General features: G+C 59.0%; 16 protein-coding genes. 4 read left to right on the top strand and 12 right to left on the bottom strand.

Annotated elements, in window-relative coordinates; genetic code table 11:
- The first annotated feature begins 59 nt into the window (after positions 1-59).
- Together GV827_RS01595 and GV827_RS01590 are read left to right on the top strand one after the other, a co-directional pair.
- Complete coding sequence (locus GV827_RS01595) at positions 60-1,703, top strand: chloride channel protein (protein WP_408056262.1); 1,644 nt, start codon at positions 60-62, stop codon at positions 1,701-1,703.
- A gap of 153 nt (positions 1,704-1,856) precedes the next feature.
- Positions 1,857-3,689 carry a calcium-binding protein gene (locus GV827_RS01590; protein ID WP_164351936.1) on the top strand — a complete coding sequence of 611 codons (1,833 nt, stop codon included), beginning with the start codon at positions 1,857-1,859 and terminating at the stop codon, positions 3,687-3,689.
- A 50-nt stretch (positions 3,690-3,739) separates the two neighbouring features.
- On the opposite strand, the gene GV827_RS01585 is transcribed toward GV827_RS01590, so the two are convergent.
- The 7 genes from GV827_RS01585 to GV827_RS01555 all read right to left on the bottom strand — a co-directional run bounded on the left by GV827_RS01585 (position 3,740) and on the right by GV827_RS01555 (position 11,964).
- A complete protein-coding gene (locus tag GV827_RS01585) occupies positions 3,740-4,084 on the bottom strand; it encodes a DUF427 domain-containing protein (RefSeq protein ID WP_164351935.1) in 345 nt (114 codons plus the stop codon).
- Positions 4,085-4,115: 31 nt separating this feature from the next.
- Positions 4,116-5,906: an aminopeptidase P family protein gene (locus GV827_RS01580; protein WP_164351934.1), complete on the bottom strand. Its 1,791-nt coding sequence runs from the start codon at positions 5,904-5,906 to the stop codon at positions 4,116-4,118.
- A gap of 39 nt (positions 5,907-5,945) precedes the next feature.
- On the bottom strand, positions 5,946-7,823 hold the full coding sequence (gene cobT, locus GV827_RS01575) for a cobaltochelatase subunit CobT (RefSeq protein ID WP_164351933.1): 1,878 nt from the start codon (positions 7,821-7,823) through the stop codon (positions 5,946-5,948).
- Positions 7,816-8,523, bottom strand: a complete 708-nt coding sequence (locus GV827_RS01570) for an aspartate/glutamate racemase family protein (RefSeq protein ID WP_164351932.1) — start codon at positions 8,521-8,523, stop codon at positions 7,816-7,818. The genes cobT and GV827_RS01570 overlap by 8 nt, the downstream gene beginning before the upstream one ends.
- Positions 8,524-8,533: 10 nt before the next feature.
- A complete protein-coding gene (gene cobS / locus GV827_RS01565; RefSeq protein ID WP_164351931.1) occupies positions 8,534-9,520 on the bottom strand; it encodes a cobaltochelatase subunit CobS in 987 nt (328 codons plus the stop codon).
- A gap of 122 nt (positions 9,521-9,642) precedes the next feature.
- The gene (locus GV827_RS01560; RefSeq protein WP_164351930.1) at positions 9,643-11,301 is read right to left on the bottom strand and encodes a tetratricopeptide repeat protein; all 1,659 of its coding nucleotides are present in this window, start codon (positions 11,299-11,301) and stop codon (positions 9,643-9,645) included.
- A 36-nt stretch (positions 11,302-11,337) separates the two neighbouring features.
- Positions 11,338-11,964: a J domain-containing protein gene (locus tag GV827_RS01555; protein ID WP_164351929.1), complete on the bottom strand. Its 627-nt coding sequence runs from the start codon at positions 11,962-11,964 to the stop codon at positions 11,338-11,340.
- 78 nt (positions 11,965-12,042) lie between these two features.
- On the opposite strand from GV827_RS01555, the gene GV827_RS01550 reads away from it, so the two are divergent.
- Positions 12,043-12,300, top strand: coding sequence for a BolA family protein (locus GV827_RS01550; RefSeq protein ID WP_164351928.1), 258 nt, complete (start codon positions 12,043-12,045; stop codon positions 12,298-12,300).
- Positions 12,301-12,309: 9 nt separating this feature from the next.
- Here the strand turns inward: GV827_RS01550 and GV827_RS01545 are convergent, their stop codons facing one another.
- The 4 genes from GV827_RS01545 to GV827_RS01530 form a co-directional block, all read right to left on the bottom strand.
- Positions 12,310-12,843 carry a DUF4177 domain-containing protein gene (locus tag GV827_RS01545; protein WP_164351927.1) on the bottom strand — a complete coding sequence of 178 codons (534 nt, stop codon included), beginning with the start codon at positions 12,841-12,843 and terminating at the stop codon, positions 12,310-12,312.
- Positions 12,844-12,926: 83 nt separating this feature from the next.
- Complete coding sequence (locus tag GV827_RS01540) at positions 12,927-13,400, bottom strand: thioesterase family protein (RefSeq protein ID WP_164351926.1); 474 nt, start codon at positions 13,398-13,400, stop codon at positions 12,927-12,929.
- A 26-nt stretch (positions 13,401-13,426) separates the two neighbouring features.
- Positions 13,427-14,938, bottom strand: a complete 1,512-nt coding sequence (gene gatB / locus GV827_RS01535) for an Asp-tRNA(Asn)/Glu-tRNA(Gln) amidotransferase subunit GatB (protein ID WP_164351925.1) — start codon at positions 14,936-14,938, stop codon at positions 13,427-13,429.
- Between the two features lie 120 nt (positions 14,939-15,058).
- Positions 15,059-15,466 (bottom strand): universal stress protein, encoded by a 408-nt coding sequence (locus GV827_RS01530; RefSeq protein WP_164351924.1) that lies wholly within the window; start codon positions 15,464-15,466, stop codon positions 15,059-15,061.
- Between the two features lie 282 nt (positions 15,467-15,748).
- Between GV827_RS01530 and GV827_RS01525 the strand changes: the two genes are divergently transcribed.
- Positions 15,749-16,165, top strand: a complete 417-nt coding sequence (locus GV827_RS01525; protein WP_164351923.1) for a universal stress protein — start codon at positions 15,749-15,751, stop codon at positions 16,163-16,165.
- A gap of 74 nt (positions 16,166-16,239) precedes the next feature.
- Here the strand turns inward: GV827_RS01525 and GV827_RS01520 are convergent, their stop codons facing one another.
- A complete protein-coding gene (locus GV827_RS01520; protein WP_164351922.1) occupies positions 16,240-17,115 on the bottom strand; it encodes an adenylate/guanylate cyclase domain-containing protein in 876 nt (291 codons plus the stop codon).
- Positions 17,116-17,201: the final 86 nt, after the last annotated feature.

Below are 17,201 nucleotides of genomic sequence, written 5' to 3'. Positions count from 1 at the left end.
AGGGGGCAGCGCATAGCATGAGCGAACCAAGCCCTTCTTTCCTCTCGCAACAACTGAGCATGGCGGTGACCTCTTGCAAGCAGGGCTGGCAGGTGATCCGCACGCGCGGTCCGGGCAAGATCACCTTCTGGTTCATCGCTCTGCTGATCGGCATCGCGGCGGGCTTTGCAGCACTGTTGTTCCGCAAAGGGATCAACTGGTTACAGGCGGCGTTTTATGGCACCGAGGACGTCCAGTATCTGCATAGTTTCATCAGCGGGCTGAATTGGTACTGGGTGGTGCTGATCCCGACCGTTGGCGGCCTGATCGTTGGGTTAATCCTGCATCATTTCACCAATGATGCGCGGGCGCGTTCAGTGGGGGATGTGATCCTGGGCGCTGCGCTGCATGATGGTCGGGTCGAGACAAGGGCAGGCATTGCCTCTGCCTTCGCCTCGCTCATCACACTTAGTACCGGGGGATCGTCAGGCCGCGAAGGGCCGGTGGTTCATATCGCCGGAGTGATCTCTACCTGGGTCAGCAACCGGATCAATGCGGATGGGATTACTGGGCGTGATCTTTTGGGCTGCGCCGTTGCTGCTGCTGTCTCGGCCAGTTTCAACGCGCCGATCGCAGGGGCGCTCTTTGCGCTTGAGGTCGTGCTGCGTCACTTTGCGGTGCATGCCTTTGCGCCGATTGTCATCGCATCGGTTGCCGGAACGGTGATCAACCGGATTGAGTTCGGTGGCGTCACCGAGTTCACTCTGGCCGAATATGTAGACCTGCAATTCTATGCGGAGCTTCCTGCCTTTTTGCTGCTGGGGCTGACCTGTGGTCTGGTGTCGGTCGCGCTGATGCGGAGCATGTTCTGGGCCGAGGATTTCGGAAATTATCTGCAAGCCAAGACCGGCTGGCCGCGCTGGCTGCGTCCCGCTGTAGCGGGTGCGTTACTGGGCATTCTCGCACTTTGGTTCCCGCATATCATCGGCGTCGGCTATGAGACGATGTCGCTGGCGCTGACCGGTGAGCTGGCGCTGCACGAGGCGGTGGTGTTTGCCATTCTCAAGGTCGCGGCGGTTGCCATCACGCTGGGTGGGCGGATGGGGGGCGGTGTGTTTTCTCCCTCGCTGATGCTGGGGGCACTGACGGGGCTTGGGTTTGGCCTGATCGCCACGGGCGTGTTCCCGGATGTATCGGGGTCTTCGTCGCTTTATGCGCTGGCAGGGATGGGGGCGGTCGCCGCCGCTGTGCTGGGCGCGCCAATCTCGACAACGTTGATTGTCTTTGAATTGACCGGGGACTGGCAGACGGGACTGGCCGTCATGGTGACGGTCAGCATGTCCACGGCGCTGGCCAGCCGGATCGTGGACCGCAGTTTCTTTCTGACGCAGATGGAGCGTCGCGGCATCCACCTTGCCGCGGGCCCGCAGGCCTATCTGCTGGCTATGTTCATGGTGGCACGTATCATGCGGCGGCCAGACGACCCACGCGCGGCAGAAGAAGACGCGTGCTGGGATCTGATCAATGAAGGCACCTACATCGACGGTACCGCCACGCTTGAGGCCGCGATGCCGATTTTTGACAGCACAGGCGCACGATTTATCCCCGTGGTCACCCTGTCAGCCGATGCCCCGCCAGAGCTGATGGGCGCGCTTTTCCATGTCGATGCGCTGAAAGCATACAACCGTGCGTTGGCTGCCACCGCTGCTGAGGAACACTCTTAAGAGTTTCAGATGGACATGTAATTGCAACCATTGCGTGATTAATGTTTCCGGATGCGCAACAATCAACTGAGATTTCCAGATATATGACATGGTATTGTAAAATCGAAATCGTATTGTTTTTAGGGAGAAAAACTTTTCAGGAGCTTTGCTGCCATGCTCGCCTTTACTGTTTTTCCCCTTCTGGGGATGGGTCTATTGGTCCGAATTTTTGACAACGACGATGATGACGAAACAATGTCCCCGTCTTCGACTGAACAGGTCGGCACGGACGGCGAGGACACGTTAAACGGTACTGGTGGCGATGATCTGATCAGCGGGTTTGCGGGCGACGACGAACTTCGTGGCTTTGGTGGAGCAGACACTATCTTGGGCGGCGCTGGCGATGATTTTGCGATTGGCGGAAATGGCGACGACTCCATGCAGGGCAACAATGGCGAGGACACGCTGTGGGGCCGGGACGGCGATGATCGCATAAACGGTGGCAATAGCGATGATACGCTGCGCGGCGATAACGGCGATGATGTGCTTCGGGGCGGCGGCGGAGATGATGCACTTTTGGGTGGTGCCGGTGATGATGCGCTGATCGGCAACGCGGGCGATGATCTGATCCAGACAGGCAATGGGGCCGATACCGTTTTTGGAGGCAGTGGTGACGATCTGATCACCGGCTACCGCCTGCCGGTAACGGAAGGTTTTGGAGCGGGCGAGGATGATCTTGCCGGTGACTTGCTGAATGGGGACGATGGCAATGACACGATCACCGGCAATCTGGGTGACACGGTAACGGGCGGGGCAGGTGCTGACCTGATCCGGTCAATCGGTATCGATCAGCCCGGCGGTGGTGGCGTGACGGTTACGGATTTTGATCCTGCGGAGGACAGGCTTTTGTTGGCCTCCAGCAGCGGCCCAGACCTCGGTTGGGACGCCGATGACGACCGCTATCGTATTTCACAGGCCAGCAACGGTACGGATACGAACCTCTTTTTTGAGGATGAACTGCTGGCGGTGCTCCAAAACACTGATGCCGCGGCGCTTGCGGCAGACACCTCTTGGCTTGCAAATGTCCGGGTTGAAGAATTGCCGGGCCCCGTGGACGGCACCGAAGGTGATGAAACGATTGCAGGCACTGGTGCGGCGGATCGCATTTCAGGCCTGGATGGTGACGATGAAATCCGTGGCTTTGGCTCAGACGATACGGTGAACGGCGGTGCGGGCGATGATTTCCTGATCGGGGGTGCCGACGCCGATGATCTGAACGGGGAGGCGGGGAATGACACCCTTTGGGGTCTCAGCGGTGACGACGCCCTAGAAGGCAACGACGGCAATGACGTCATGCGCGGCGATCCCGGCAATGACGTGCTGTCAGGCGGTCGCGGGATCGATGCGCTTCTGGGTGGCGATGGCGACGACACACTGAACGGCGGTAACGACAATGATGTGTTGCGGACCGGGGACGGTGCCGATGTGGCCAATGGCGACGATGGCAACGACCGGATCTTTGGCTTTGGTGATCCGGCCACTGCGACCTCTGCTTTGGGTGACAATGACAGTGCGCCTGACACGCTGGATGGCGGTAACGGGAATGATACCATCACCGCCAACGATGGCGATGAAATGATCGGTGGCAGTGGCGACGACATCTTCCGTGTGCTGGGCCTTGATCAGCCTACGGAAGACAATGTTGTCATCACCGACTTCGATCCAGATGAGGATACGTTGGTTCTGGTTGACCGCAATGGCGACGACGTTGTTTTCGCACCGTCTGAAGGCACGCCAAGCGGGGGCGAATTCGATGGTGATTCAATTGTCGAAATCCGCGCGACCACGGACGGAACCAGCACCGAAGTGATTTATGATGGAAATGTCGTTGCCCTGCTTCTTGGCACAGATATCGACACGCTTGTCGGCGCAAACGCATGGCTGGCCAACACCAATGCTTTGGTGCTGGTGCAGCTCGCGACGATCTCTGCGCCAGCCGCAAGCTAGTTCCAGCGGGGGGACCGGCGTGTAAGGCGGTTTGAGCGCCCTTGCGGCGCTTAAATCTGTTCTACGGTGATCTCTTCCATCTTATAGAACGCAAGGTGGTCCTTAATCTGTGCCACGGCGTCCTTCGGATCTTCATAAGACCATGCGGCATTCTCAAGTGTGCGGCTTTTTGTGACGACTGAATAATAACTGGCGTCACCCTTATGCGGGCAGCGGCTGGTCGCGTCGGTTTTGTCCAGAAAGGCCATGGCGATGTCTTCGCGCGGGAAGTAGATCACCGGATCATAATCCCCTTCGCTCAGCTCAAGCGCATCGCTGCTTTCTGCCAAGACAGCGCCGCCTGCGCGCACGCTCCAGGTGCCGGGTGCCTTGGTAATCTTGATGTGACTGGCCATGTGTTATCCCCCTCAATTTATTATGTAGCGCCTAGAGCGGCGCTGTTGCGGCATCCAACCATAGTTTTGTGGCAGGCGATACCCGTGGGCCGATCTTTTCCGCAACCTCAGCGTGGTAGGCGTTGAGCCAGTTCAGGGCGTCACGGTCCAGCAGCGCGGGATCAATAAGGCGCTTGTCGATGGGCGCAAAACTGAGCGTTTCCCAATTCAGCATCTTGCGGTGATTGTCACCGCCCGGCAGAGCCGGAGCAGGGCGCACCACCAGCAGGTTCTCAATGCGGATGCCGAATGCCCCTTCGCGGTAGTAGCCGGGTTCGTTTGAAAGGATCATGCCGGGCTTCAACGCCACATTGCTGATCCTGCTTAGCCGCTGCGGGCCTTCATGAACGCTCAGATAGGCCCCCACGCCGTGACCCAGCCCGTGATCAAAGTCCTGACCGGCAAGCCAGAGGGGCATGCGTCCGATTGCCTCTATATGGCAGCCAGCGATGCCTTCGGGCCAGCGCAGGCGGCTCATCGCGATCATGCCCGCCAAGACGCGGGTAAAGGCGGCGCGGGCCTCGGCAGGTGGGGTTCCTATGGCCACCGTTCGGGTGATGTCTGTCGTTCCGTCAAGGTATTGCCCACCGGAATCAAGGACCAGAAGATGGCCATCCTTCAGCGTGCTGTCAGTGTCCTCGGTCACGCGGTAATGCATGATCGCCCCATTTGGACCGGTGCCTGCAATGGTTTCAAAACTGATGTCCTGCAGCGCGTTGTCCTTGCGCCGGGCCGCCTCAAGCTGGCTGACGACCTGTGTCTCGCTGATTGTACCGGGGGCCTGGGCGTCAAGCCAGGCCAGGAGTTCACAAAGCGCCGCACCGTCGCGCAAATGCGCCTGCGCGGAACCTGCGATCTCGGCTTCGTTCTTGCAGGCCTTCGGTATAGCGCAGGGATCGTCGCCCCATTTGGCACGGTCACCCAGCGATTGTGCGACGATGACAGGAACGGATTGTTTGTCGATCAGGACAGGCCCTTCCAGGGCTTCAAGAAAGCTGAGAAATCCTTCCGGAGTGTGGATGGTCACCGCGTCGCCCAGGTGTTCATCCATGCCTGTCAGCTTGGAGGGCGCCATGAAAAGGTCAACTGCGCCGGTATCATGCAGCACCGCAAACCCGTGTGCGACCGGGTTGCGCGGAATATCGGAGCCTCGGATGTTCAAAAGCCAATTGTGGCTGTCGGGCAGGGTGATAGCTGCGGCCTTATGGCCATTGTCGGTAAGGCCCTGCGCAAGCCTTCCGCGTTTCGCGGCATGGCTTTCGCCTGCAAACTCAATGGGATGTATCTTGGCCGGGTTCATGGGTGGCGCTGGTTGATCCGTCCAGATCCGGTCGACAAGATTGTCACAGGGCTTGAGCGTGATCTTGCTGCCGGAAAGCGCTTCTTCCACCTGGCTGATCTGGCCTGGCGTGTGCAGCCATGGATCGAACCCGACAGTGCCGCCGTCTGGCAACTGGTCCTTCAGCCATGCGCCGAGGGTCATTTCAGGCCATGGCACTGGTGTGAAAACAGACGCGACCTGTGCCTTGACCTGGGTGCGGTATCGACCGTCGACAAACACGCCCGCGATGTTGTGCAAAGCGGCGCAGAAGCCAGCGGATCCGGTAAAGCCAGTCAGCCATGCCAGGCGGTCATCATGCGGCGCCACGTATTCGCCCTGATGGGCGTCGGCGCGTGGCACCAGAAAGCCATCGAGCTCTTCGGCGGTCAGCTCTTTGCGCAGGGCGGCGAGGCGGGGTGGCCCTTGTTCAGGCCGCGCGGTGACCTCGAAGCTTTGGAACATGCGCGCCTCCTTGCAGGCTGATGCGGACGGTAAGGGGTCTTAGCTGGCCTTGCGGATTCCCATGACGCGAGCACGGGCGCGTGGGTCACTGTCAAAGAGCGCGGCAAGCTGTTCGGTCATCGCGCCGGCAAGTTGATCCACATCGGTGATGGTGACCGCGCGATCATAATAGCGAGTCACATCATGGCCGATACCAATCGCCAGAAGTTCGACCGCCCGGCGCTTTTCCACCATGGCGATCACGTCACGCAGGTGCTTTTCCAGATAGTTTGCGGGGTTCACGGACAGGGTTGAATCGTCCACCGGCGCGCCATCTGAAATGACCATCAGGATCTTGCGCGCTTCATGGCGTGCCATCATCCGACGGTGCGCCCATTCCAGCGCCTCCCCGTCGATGTTTTCCTTCAGCAGACCTTCCTTCATCATCAGGCCGAGGTTGTCGCGTGTGCGCCGCCAAGGTGCATCGGCGGATTTATAGATGATGTGGCGCAAATCGTTCAGGCGACCGGGCTGCACCGGGCGGCCCTCGTTCAGCCATGCCTCGCGGGCTTGGCCCCCCTTCCAGGCGCGTGTGGTGAACCCAAGGATTTCCACTTTCACGTTGCAGCGTTCCAAGGTCCGCGCCAAAACGTCCGCGCAGATCGCCGCAATGGAAATCGGGCGGCCGCGCATGGAGCCGGAATTGTCCAGCAGCAGCGTGACAACGGTGTCGCGGAATTCCGTGTCTTTTTCGACCTTGAAGCTGAGCGGCGTCGTGGGATTTGCAACAACCCGTGCCAAGCGACCAGCGTCAAGAATGCCCTCTTCGAGGTCGAACTCCCAAGACCGGTTTTGTTGCGCTTGCAAGCGCCGCTGTAGTTTGTTTGCCAGACGGCTTACCGCCCCTTTCAACGGCTCCAGCTGCTGATCAAGGTACGCGCGAAGGCGTTCCAATTCGACTGGTTCGGCCAGTTCCTCAGCGCCGATCACCTCGTCATGGGTGTCGAGGTAGACCAGATAATTGGGGTCGGCGTCTGAAACCGGCTGCGGGGCAGGCGGCTCCATCGGGGCATCGCCCTCTGGCATCTCGGCCTCTTCACCCAATTCCTGATCGGCCATATCGTCCATGGAGACCTGGGCCTCGGCGGCGTCCTGCTGATCTTCCTGTGACTGTTCGGCGCTGCCTTCGGCGTCGTCCTCTTCCTGATCGTCCTGACCTGTGCTGTCCGGATCCTGATCTTCTTCAGTGCCCTCTTCGGCTTCGTCTTCCTGATCTTCGTCCAGTGCGTCAGGGTCGTCGCCCAGCTGGTCGCCATAGCCAAGATCGGTGATCATCTGGCGCGCAAATTTGGCGAATGCCGACTGGTCGTCGAGAATATCGTTAACGTTTTCAAGCGTGCCGCCAGCTTGATCTTCGATAAAGCCGCGCCACAATTCCATGGCGTTCTCTGCCCCGGCAGGCAGATCACGGCCCGTGGCGAGGTGGCGGACCAGATAGCCTGCAGCCGTGGCGAGGGGCACGTCACTGGCTTGTTTTGCCTGATCGTAGCCCTTGCGCAGGGCTTCATGCTTGATCTTGACGTCGATGTTGCCCGCAGTTCCCGGCATGTCGCGCGCGCCCATCGCCTCGCACCGGGCGGTTTCCATCGCCTCATACAGGTCGCGGGCCATTTCGCCCTGCGGGGCATAACGCGCATGGGTCTGGCCATTGTGATAGCGGCGGTTCAGCGCCAGCGCATCAGCGGTGCCGCGTGCCAGCAGGACTTCCTCGCGGGTCATGCGGCGGCTGACCTGCGGCAGGCGCATGGTTTCACCGGACAGGCCCGACGGATCGACGGAATAGGTGACGTTCAGCTCCGGGTCATTCGCCATGACCTTGGAGGCTTCTGCCAGCGCTTTCTTGAAGGCGTCTGCGGGATTGTCGGAAGGTTTAGACATTGGTGTCCCCCATCGCGGTCTTCAGGTCAATTTGCCCCGCTGCCAGTCGGGCGAGGACATCCACATGAACGTCAAGCGCGTCCACTACCGGATAATCAGTGTCTTGCCCGTCAAAGGCAAGGTTCAGGTCCGTGCCCGCCAGCACAACGGCATCGGCACCTCGGTCCCGGATCAGGCGTTGGCCCGCGTCCGGGAACATCACCCGCTGCGCTTCGGTGCAGACACCTGAAACCGCCATGTCCAGATAGGCCTGGCCCAGAGTGTCAATTTCATCTTCCAAAGCGACAGCTTTTGTCTGTTTGAGCTGTCCGTAAAGGCCGGTGCGCATCACGACACGGGTGCCCAGAAGTCCTACTGTCGAAAACCCCTGTGCCTGAAAATAGGCGTCCAGCGGGGTCATTGCAGAAATGAGCGGCAGGGATGAGATTGCCTTGGTCTCCTCGAAACAGAAATGCCCCCCCAAAGAGGTGATTGCCACGCAATCGGCTCCGGCTCCGGCAAGCTGATCAATTGCCTTGGCATAGATATTGGCCTGTGCCTGCCGGTCGTCGGCAAGGTTATTGCGGATCAACGTATGCACGTCGCCGTGAGAGATCGTCAGTTCAAGCGGCTTGCCCAAATCGGCGACTGCCCGGGTGAGCCGCTGGTAATACGCGACGGTCGCAGCGACGCCTATGCCTCCGATCAAGCCGATATGCATGACAGATGCCTCACCCCAAGCTGACGCTTGCGGCACTTTCAGGAAGTTCCTCGTCGAACAGGCGCTGGTAGAACTCAGCCACGGTCTGGCGCTCAAGTTCATCGCATTTGTTGAGGAAACTCAGGCGGAAGGCGTAGCCGATGTTGCGGAAGATCTCGGCGTTCTGCGCCCATGCGATGACAGTCCGGGGGGACATCACGGTGGAAAGTTCCCCGTTCATAAAGGCTGTGCGGGTCAGGTCCGCCACGGTCACCATCTGTTTGACCGTCTTGCGGCCTTTCTCGGTGTTGTAATGCGGGTTCTTGGACAGAACGATCGCGGTTTCGGCGTCGATGCTCAGATAGTTCAGCGTTGCCACCAGTGACCAACGGTCCATCTGGCCTTGGTTGATCTGCTGGGTACCGTGGTAAAGGCCGGTGGTGTCACCCAGACCGACGGTGTTGGCAGTCGCGAAGATGCGGAAATAGGGGTGTGGTGTGATCACTTCGTTCTGGTCCAGCAGCGTCAGCTTGCCGTCCACTTCGAGCACACGCTGGATCACGAACATCACGTCCGCGCGGCCCGCGTCGTATTCATCAAACACGATAGCGGTCGGGTTGCGCAGCGCCCAAGGCAGGATGCCTTCCTGAAACTGAGTGATCTGCTTGCCATCACGCAGCTTGATCGCGTCCTTACCGATAAGGTCGATCCGGCTGATGTGGCTGTCGAGGTTCACGCGCACGCAGGGCCAGTTCAGCAAGCTGGCGACCTGTTCGATGTGCGTCGATTTGCCCGTGCCGTGATAGCCCTGGATCATCACCCGGCGGTTGTGGCTAAAGCCTGCAAGAATCGCCAACGTGGTGTCGGGATCGAACTTGTAGGTACTGTCGAGGTCTGGCACCCGGTCCGTGCGCTCGGCAAAGCCTTTGACGACCATGTCCGTATCAATGCCAAACACCTCACGCACGCTGATTTCTTCAGTCGGTTTGGTGTTGATATCCAGTGCGCCGTCGGCCATCGGGTCGTCCTTTCATCCATGCTCCGGGGGGAGACTAAAATCCGCCCCGTGGTGCAACATATCAGCCGCACCTGCAAGGGCTGGCCTATCGGTTTATCGCTCTTTACCGCCAGATATATGGATCAGCCGGTTGCCATGGCAACCTGCGCACAGCCACAGGCGGCGTTGATGGGGCGGTCGGCGCGGGCTTCGGCCAGATCAAGACGCAGCTTGATATGAGCCGCATCGCCGGTCTTGTCCTGCGCGATCAGGCAATCGTAGAGCCCGCGCAGGGCCCAGACATTGTCCGGGTGCTGACAGGCGCGCGGCAGACCTGGGGCAAGCCCAAGGTCTTCGCGAAAGACGGTCTCTGCATCGGCGAAATGACCCTGTTCGAACAGCAGTGCGCCCAATGCGTGGCGCGTGGGCTGCATCCACCCCCATGGTTCGTCATAGGGCAGGGCATCATCAAGAGCGACAGCATCGCGCAACCTTTGGAAAGCAGTCTCGTACGCGCCCTTGCGATACGCCAATTCGCCGTCCAGCATTGCCGTTGCGATCTCAAGCAGGTCCACGACACGCACGTTGTGCAGCAGGCGGCTTTCCGGGACGCGGGCCTTGGCCGCCATAAAGACAGCGTGCTGCTCTTCGGCTTCGGGCACGCGTCCGAGGGCGGACAGCGCCAGCGCCTTGGCATACTCAATCATCGCAACTTTCGTGCAGCGGGTTTCGATGTCGTCGGGCAGTTCCAGCTTCAGAATGTCTTCCCACATGCCGAACCGGATCAAGACATGCGGCTCCATGCTGAGATAGCTCTCAAAGAAATCCGCCATGGGGGGTGACTGCATCTGCAAGAGTGCCTCTGGCGTCGTTTCATCGATACCGCGCACCGCCCGCATTGCCGGCTCAAACTGCCCAAGGAAAAGAGCGCCATAGATCACAAAATGATAATCGTGCTGGCGGTAGCCGGTGTAGATGTTGAAGGCCCCTTCGGCCTCGTAATATTTCAAATCCGCCTCTATCGCCTGTTCGTTCCAGCGCACCACGTTTTCATAGTGCCCGCAAAGCACGTCGATGTGGGTTGGCATGTGCACCAGATGGCCTGCGTCCGGCACCAGCGTGCGCAGAACATCGCCTGCCTTAAGTGCCCTTTCTGGATGCGAGGACATTTCCATAAGGTGCACGTAAAGGTGGAGGATGCCGGGATGCGCCATACCACCGGGCAGTGTCATCTGGCGCTCCAGAACGTTTTGCGCCTCCTGGGTAAAGGCACCTGCGGCGATATCGCCGGTTTGCAGGTTCCACATGTTCCAAGGGGTGAGGTTCATCAGGGCGTCAACAAAAGTCGTGGCCACCTCCGGATCATCGGGATGGGCTGAATGGACGTCCCGCATGGCATCTGCAAAGGCATGGTCCCATGGGGCCATATCCTCAATCGGCTCGCGTTGAGGGTAGCGTGCCTCGAGCGCCGAGATCAGAGCCGCCTCAACCGGAGACACAGTGCCGGTCAGGGACAAAGCGGCCTGTGCGGCGTCGTATGCTTCGGCCAAGGCTTCCGCGCGGCCTTTGGAATCGTAGAGGACCCACGGCATGTTGTAGTTTGGCCCTGCCGCATAGGCATGGCCCCAATGCGCCATGGCGCAAGTGGGATCAGCCGCGATGGCTTTTTCAAAGCATGCAATCGCTTCCTTGTGATTGAAGCCGTAAATCCAGTTCAGCCCACGGTCGAACCATAGCTGCGCTTCCGCGCTCCGCGTGGCTACCTTGCGGGAATAACGCCCCAAATCATAGGGATAGTCCATGTTGGCCTCCTTTGCGCTGGCATCAGAGGCCAACCTTTAATCCTTGAAATTCCGGCTGACCTTCAATTGGTCCCACGCCCACATGACCTGCTGAAGCTGATCTTCCTGCGACCGGTCGCCACCGTTCATGTCGGGGTGCAGCACCTTGATCAGTGCTTTATAGGCCTTGCGGATTTCGGGCTTGGTCATGCTGTCCTTGACCTCAAGTATATCGACAGCGCGGCGCTCGGTCGGCGGCAAACGCCTGCCAGCCTGCGCACCGCGACCCGGGTTCTGGGTCGCGTTCTTGCCCAAAACCTGATGCGGGTCCTCAATGCCTAGACGCGCCCAAGCGCGCTGCTCCGGATCACCAAGCGGTTTGGTCTTGCGTTCCCACACCTTGTCCTCGGACAACTGCGCGTTCAGCTCAGCTTCGGTCGTGCCGTCGAAGAAATTCCACTTCAGGTTATATTCGCGAACATGCTGCTGGCAAAACCAGAAGTAGTCGTCCAGCACATCGGGCGCTTTGGGCGCACGGAACTTGCCGGGCTCATCGCAGCCGTCATGATCGCACACGCGCGTCGAGGTTTCGGACGCGCCTGACATGCCCCTCCGGCCACGGGGGTTCTTCTTTTTCGAGGACGACACAGACATGTCGAAACCGAAGGGATCAGGTTTGCTCATGGGGTTAGACCTTTCCGACTCAGGCGCATGAGTTTAGACGCTGGGGAGCGAGATTGAAGGGGGCGAGGGTAAAAAAATATGTCGAAGACACAAGAGATTGAAGATCGGTTGCGTGAGGCCTTTGCGCCACGCGAATTGCTGGTTGTGGATGACAGTGAAAGCCACCGTGGGCACGGTGGATATCAGGAGGGTGGTGAAAGCCACTACAATGTGCGCATCCGTAGTGAGGCGTTCAAGGGGCTAAGTCGGGTCGCGCGCCACAGGGCCGTGCATTCGGTACTTGGGCCGGACCTGATTGCGCGCATTCATGCGTTGGCACTTGATCTAGATGTTTAGGAGTGTGTCCTAAGCATCTGTTTTTGCGTCTTTTCGAGAGGCTGCAAGATTGCCGAGTGTCGTGCTCACTCCGTCGATATCGCTGGTGTCTTCAACGCCATTGTCCAAGGGCCCATCCTCATGATCAGGTGTTTTCTCTTCTGACACAGGCGCCTGGGTTTCCTGTGTTGACGCACCTTTGGTGGTCTCCGGACTGTCTTTCACAGTTGGATCACCCACTTTTTCGGCCTGTCCAGTCGGTTCGGATGTTGTGACAGAGACAACCTCTGGAGGTGGCAGCAACTCTGGCGCGAAAGCCTCAGTATCATTCTCGCGAAGCCTACGAAAGACCAGCAGGTTGCGCCATTCCGTTGTGGTAGAGGTCAGACCAGCGCGTTCGATCGATGGCAATGTCTCAGCCCGCTGATATTCCCAACCATCTCCGGCGAGCCCATTCATCAGTTCTTGGATTGCATGACTGAACCGCGCCTCGGCCCCTTTGACCCCCTTGGCCTTGAGGCCCTTGGTGGGGGCGGGAACGACTTTGTATTCGTAGCGGGGCATGGGCAGTCTCTGGCGTTGTGTCGCGTCGTTTTACCGGATGGATAACGGAAAGGGAACTGGGCGCGAAACTCCGCTTTATGGGGTCACTTGCGTTTTAGAGCGATGCGGCGGCTGATGCGGGATGGATCGGGCATTTCGGTTTGTGCGGCCTTGAAGGCGGCAAGCTTGTCCTGAATGGACTGCGGCATCGGCGCGACCTTGGGGCCGGACTGATCAACATGCAGGGTCAGACCTTCGGCGGTTGCGGCCAGCCAGCCGTCCTTGTGGTGCATTTCCTGATAGGCGTGGAACCGCTTTTCGTCGTGTTCGATCAGGTAAAAGGTGCAGGTCACTTCGTCACCCTCGTGCAGCTCACGCAGATAGCAGATGTGAAATTCAGCGACGTAGGTGGTGCAGCCCGTGGTCTCCAGATAATCGAGGCCAAAGCCGATGAGCGGATAAAGCTGATCGACGGATTCGTCGAAAAGCACGTTGTAATAAGCCATGTTGAGGTGGCCGTTGTAGTCGATCCATTCCGGCTTGACGGTCTGGAGGGAAGAGCGGAAGGGGGCTTGCATGCTGGTCTCCAGTGGCGGTGCCCGCCTTAGCCTTTGAGCTTTGCTGCGACGAGTTGGTTCACCACCTTCGGATTGGCCTTGCCGCCCGTGGCCTTCATCACCTGACCCACGAACCAGCCTGCAAGTTTCGGGTTTTCCTGCGCCTTGGCAACCTGATCGGGGTTGGCGGCAATGATCTCGTCCACCGCTGCTTCGATGGCGCCGGTGTCGGTGACCTGCTTCATGCCTTCGGTCTCGACGATCTCGTTCGGTTCGCGGCCGGTGGTGTAGCAGATCTCGAAGACGTCCTTGGCGATCTTGCCGGAGATGGCGTCAGAGGCGATCAGGTCGATGATCTGGCCAAGTTGGGCAGGTGTCACCGGGCTTTCGGTGATGCCTTTTTCGTCCTTTTTCAGACGTCCGAACAGTTCGTTGATGACCCAGTTGGCAGCCATCTTGCCGTCGCGGCCTTTGGCGACGTCTTCAAAGTAGCCTGCACTGTCCAGATCGGCCGTCAGTACAGAGGCATCATAGTCCGACAGGCCGAAGTCGCCGATGAAGCGGGCCTTCTTGGCGTCGGGCAGTTCCGGCAGCGTGTCGCGGATGTGGTCGACCCAGTCCTGTTCGATCTCCAGCGGCAGCAGATCGGGATCGGGGAAGTAGCGGTAGTCGTGGGCTTCTTCCTTGGACCGCATGGAGCGGGTTTCCTGTTTGTCGGGGTCGAAGAGCCTCGTTTCCTGCACCACTTCGCCGCCGCCTTCCACGATAGCAATCTGGCGGCGCGCCTCGACCTCGATCGCCTGCTGTATGAAGCGCATGGAGTTCATGTTCTTGATCTCGCAGCGCGTGCCGAGGTGGGAGAAATCCTGTGTCTCCTGATAGCGTTCGTAATCGCCAGGACGGCAGATGGAGACATTGACGTCGGCGCGCATCGCGCCCGACTGCATGTCGCCGTTGCAGGTGCCAAGGTAACGCATGATCTGGCGCAGCTTGGCGAGGTACGCGGCAGCCTCCTCTGGGCCGCGGATGTCGGGGCGGCTTACGATCTCCATGAGACACACACCGGTCCGGTTGAGGTCCACGAAGGACATGTTGGGGTCCATGTCGTGGATCGACTTGCCCGCGTCCTGTTCCATGTGGATGCGTTCGATGCGGACAAGACGCGCCGTGCCGTCGCCCATTTCCACCAGCACTTCGCCTTCGCCCACGATAGGTTCATATAGCTGACTGATCTGATAGCCCTGCGGCAGGTCGGGGTAGAAGTAGTTCTTGCGGTCGAAGGCGGATTTCAGATTGATCTCGGCTTTCAGTCCCAGCCCGGTACGCACGGCCTGTTCCACGCAATATTCGTTGATCACGGGCAGCATGCCGGGCATGGCCGCATCCACGAAAGCGACGTTGGAATTGGGTTCCGCCCCGAATTGGGTCGATGCGCCAGAGAAAAGCTTGGAATTGGAAGACACCTGCGCGTGGACTTCCATCCCGATGACGAGTTCCCAGTCGTCTTTTGCGCCCGCGATACGCTTGGGCTTGGGGGTGTCATAAGTCAGGTCAAGCATGGGGGTGCCTCCGGCAAAGCTGTGCTGAGGCGGGTTTAGGACAGGCAGCGGAGTGCTGCAAGTCCATGGGTGCGCATGGGCAAAAGGAACTGGCCTTTTGCCCGCTTTGTCACCGTTTCCTTAACGGATCACGTGGACTGAACATTTCGCGTGACGCACAACGCGGGCGGCGGTGGAGCCAAGAAAGAAATCCTCCATCCCCGGACGGTGCGAGGCGAGGACGATACAGTCGCATCCGTGTTTGTCGGCATAATCAAGGATCGCTCTGCCCGCGTGGCCGGAGACGAGGTGTGTCTCAGCACCTGGCAACGCCTTGGCGGACGCGTTCATTTCCTCGGCAGCCTCTTGCCGGGTGTGATCGAGGATTTCCTGCGGAATTTGTGTGGTGGCGTAGCTGGGGATGGTTTCCATCACGTGGATCACGTGAAATTTTGCGCCATCCTCAGAAATGGCCTGGGCAACTTCATAAGATGCTGCGGTGTCGTGTTCTTTATCGAGTAGCACGGGGACGAGAATATTCTTGTACATGGCCCAATCTCCAATCTGTTCGGCAGTAGTGATTGACCTTAGGATAGGGTCGCGCTGTCGGCTTTGATGTAGGTCAAGGGATTTTTTGAGGAAAGGATGCTTTGGCCGGACGCCACGCCGGATGATTCTTGCGCGGGCAGTCAACAGTGCTAAACGCACCGACTTTGTACCTGTTCTGGCCTGTTTGACCAGTTTTCCAGACGCTCCTCTTGCCTTTGATAGAGATCAATGCGCCCGCAGTCCTGGTCGTTAGCCTGTCCAGAAGGTTGAGGAGGAACCGAAATGTATTCAAGAATTCTCGTCCCTGTTGATCTGGACAACGTTGACAAGCTTTCCAAGGCTATTGATCTGGCTGGCAAGACCGCGAAAGAGAGCGATGCCGAAATTATCTATGTTGATGTTGTCGATGCGGTGCCAACCATGTCGGCGCGCACCGACGGTGAACGCATGGCAGATCGTCTCAGGAAATTCGCTGCGGACCAGTCTGCAGCATATGGCGTGCCCACCTCTGATCACGTGGCATTGCGAAGTGACCTGCATTTAAATGTCGGCTCGGACATCATCAAAGCCGCGAAAGAGGCCGATTGCGATCTTATCGTGATGGCAAGCCATGTACCGGGGTTCAAGGACCATATCCTGTCGTCCAACGCGGGCTATGTTGCGTCCCACGCCCCGATGTCTGTCTATGTCGTGCGGTGATGTGGACGTATAGCGGTGATCTGCGTCACTGAACAACGCCGGATCTGCCAAGCAAGATAGCAAATGGACCCGACTTAATCCTGCATCAGGTCATTGGTGGCGTATCGCACCACCGATGTTTCGATGGATGGGTCCCTCGTGCCTACCAGCACAACACCTTCTCCGTTCAGCGGCATAGAGCGGCGTTGCAGGGAAAATTCCTGTCCGTCTGCGGTGATCACGGTGCTGCCGGATGAGCTATGATCAGTGTATTCAAGCTGGGCAGCGCGCAACTCGAAACTGCCGTGTTTGCGGGATACCCAGGGATGTTCCAACACGGCCTCGCAGTCAGCGGAACGGCCGACCATGACGCTTTGACCATTTGTGAGCGTCCATTCGCGATCTCCGGCCTGAAGTGCGACAGATTCTGTGCGGGGGCCATCATCGGCGTCCTTGGCGCCAAAAAGCACGGTCTGCGTGTCCATGTCGCCAACCGCAAACGAGTGCACGCGCACCGGGTCAGCCTTACCCTTGAGCTTGAGCCCGCCCATGGAGACACAAAGTGCCCGGTTGCGTTCGGACAGTTGTTCAAAGGTGGTGTCGCCCATCAATACTTCGCCGGGTTTGGCCAATACAGACAGCCGCGCTGAGGTGTTCACAGCATCACCAAAAATATCGGTGCCGTGGTTGAGCACTTCTCCCCAATACGCGCCTGCGTGTACAGCCATGCCATTGGCCCATTCGGTCTCGATCATGGCGCGGGCGGCGGCAAAGGCCTGTTCTGCCTCAGTGTAGACACTCAGTGTGTCGTCGCCTTTGGAATTGATGCAGACGCCACCACATTCGTCGATGATGGTGCGCATGCGGGCCAGGACAATGCTGATCTGCGACAGGGCGTCCCGCTCGGGCAATTCCTCGTACAGTTTTGTACTGCCCGTGATGTCAGCAATCAGGACGTGCGCCGTCGGCATAGATGTGAAAGCTCCGGAGCTGGTCAGCGGCCTCCCCAAGTGGCCGCCTGCAAAGCAACATTAGGTTTGTGAGCGATTCAAAGCAA

This window comes from Sulfitobacter sediminilitoris (assembly GCF_010667575.1).
Classification (GTDB): domain Bacteria; phylum Pseudomonadota; class Alphaproteobacteria; order Rhodobacterales; family Rhodobacteraceae; genus Sulfitobacter; species Sulfitobacter sediminilitoris.
The sequence above is the reverse complement of the archived record's forward strand: the minus strand, read 5'-3'. Positions and strand labels throughout refer to the sequence as shown.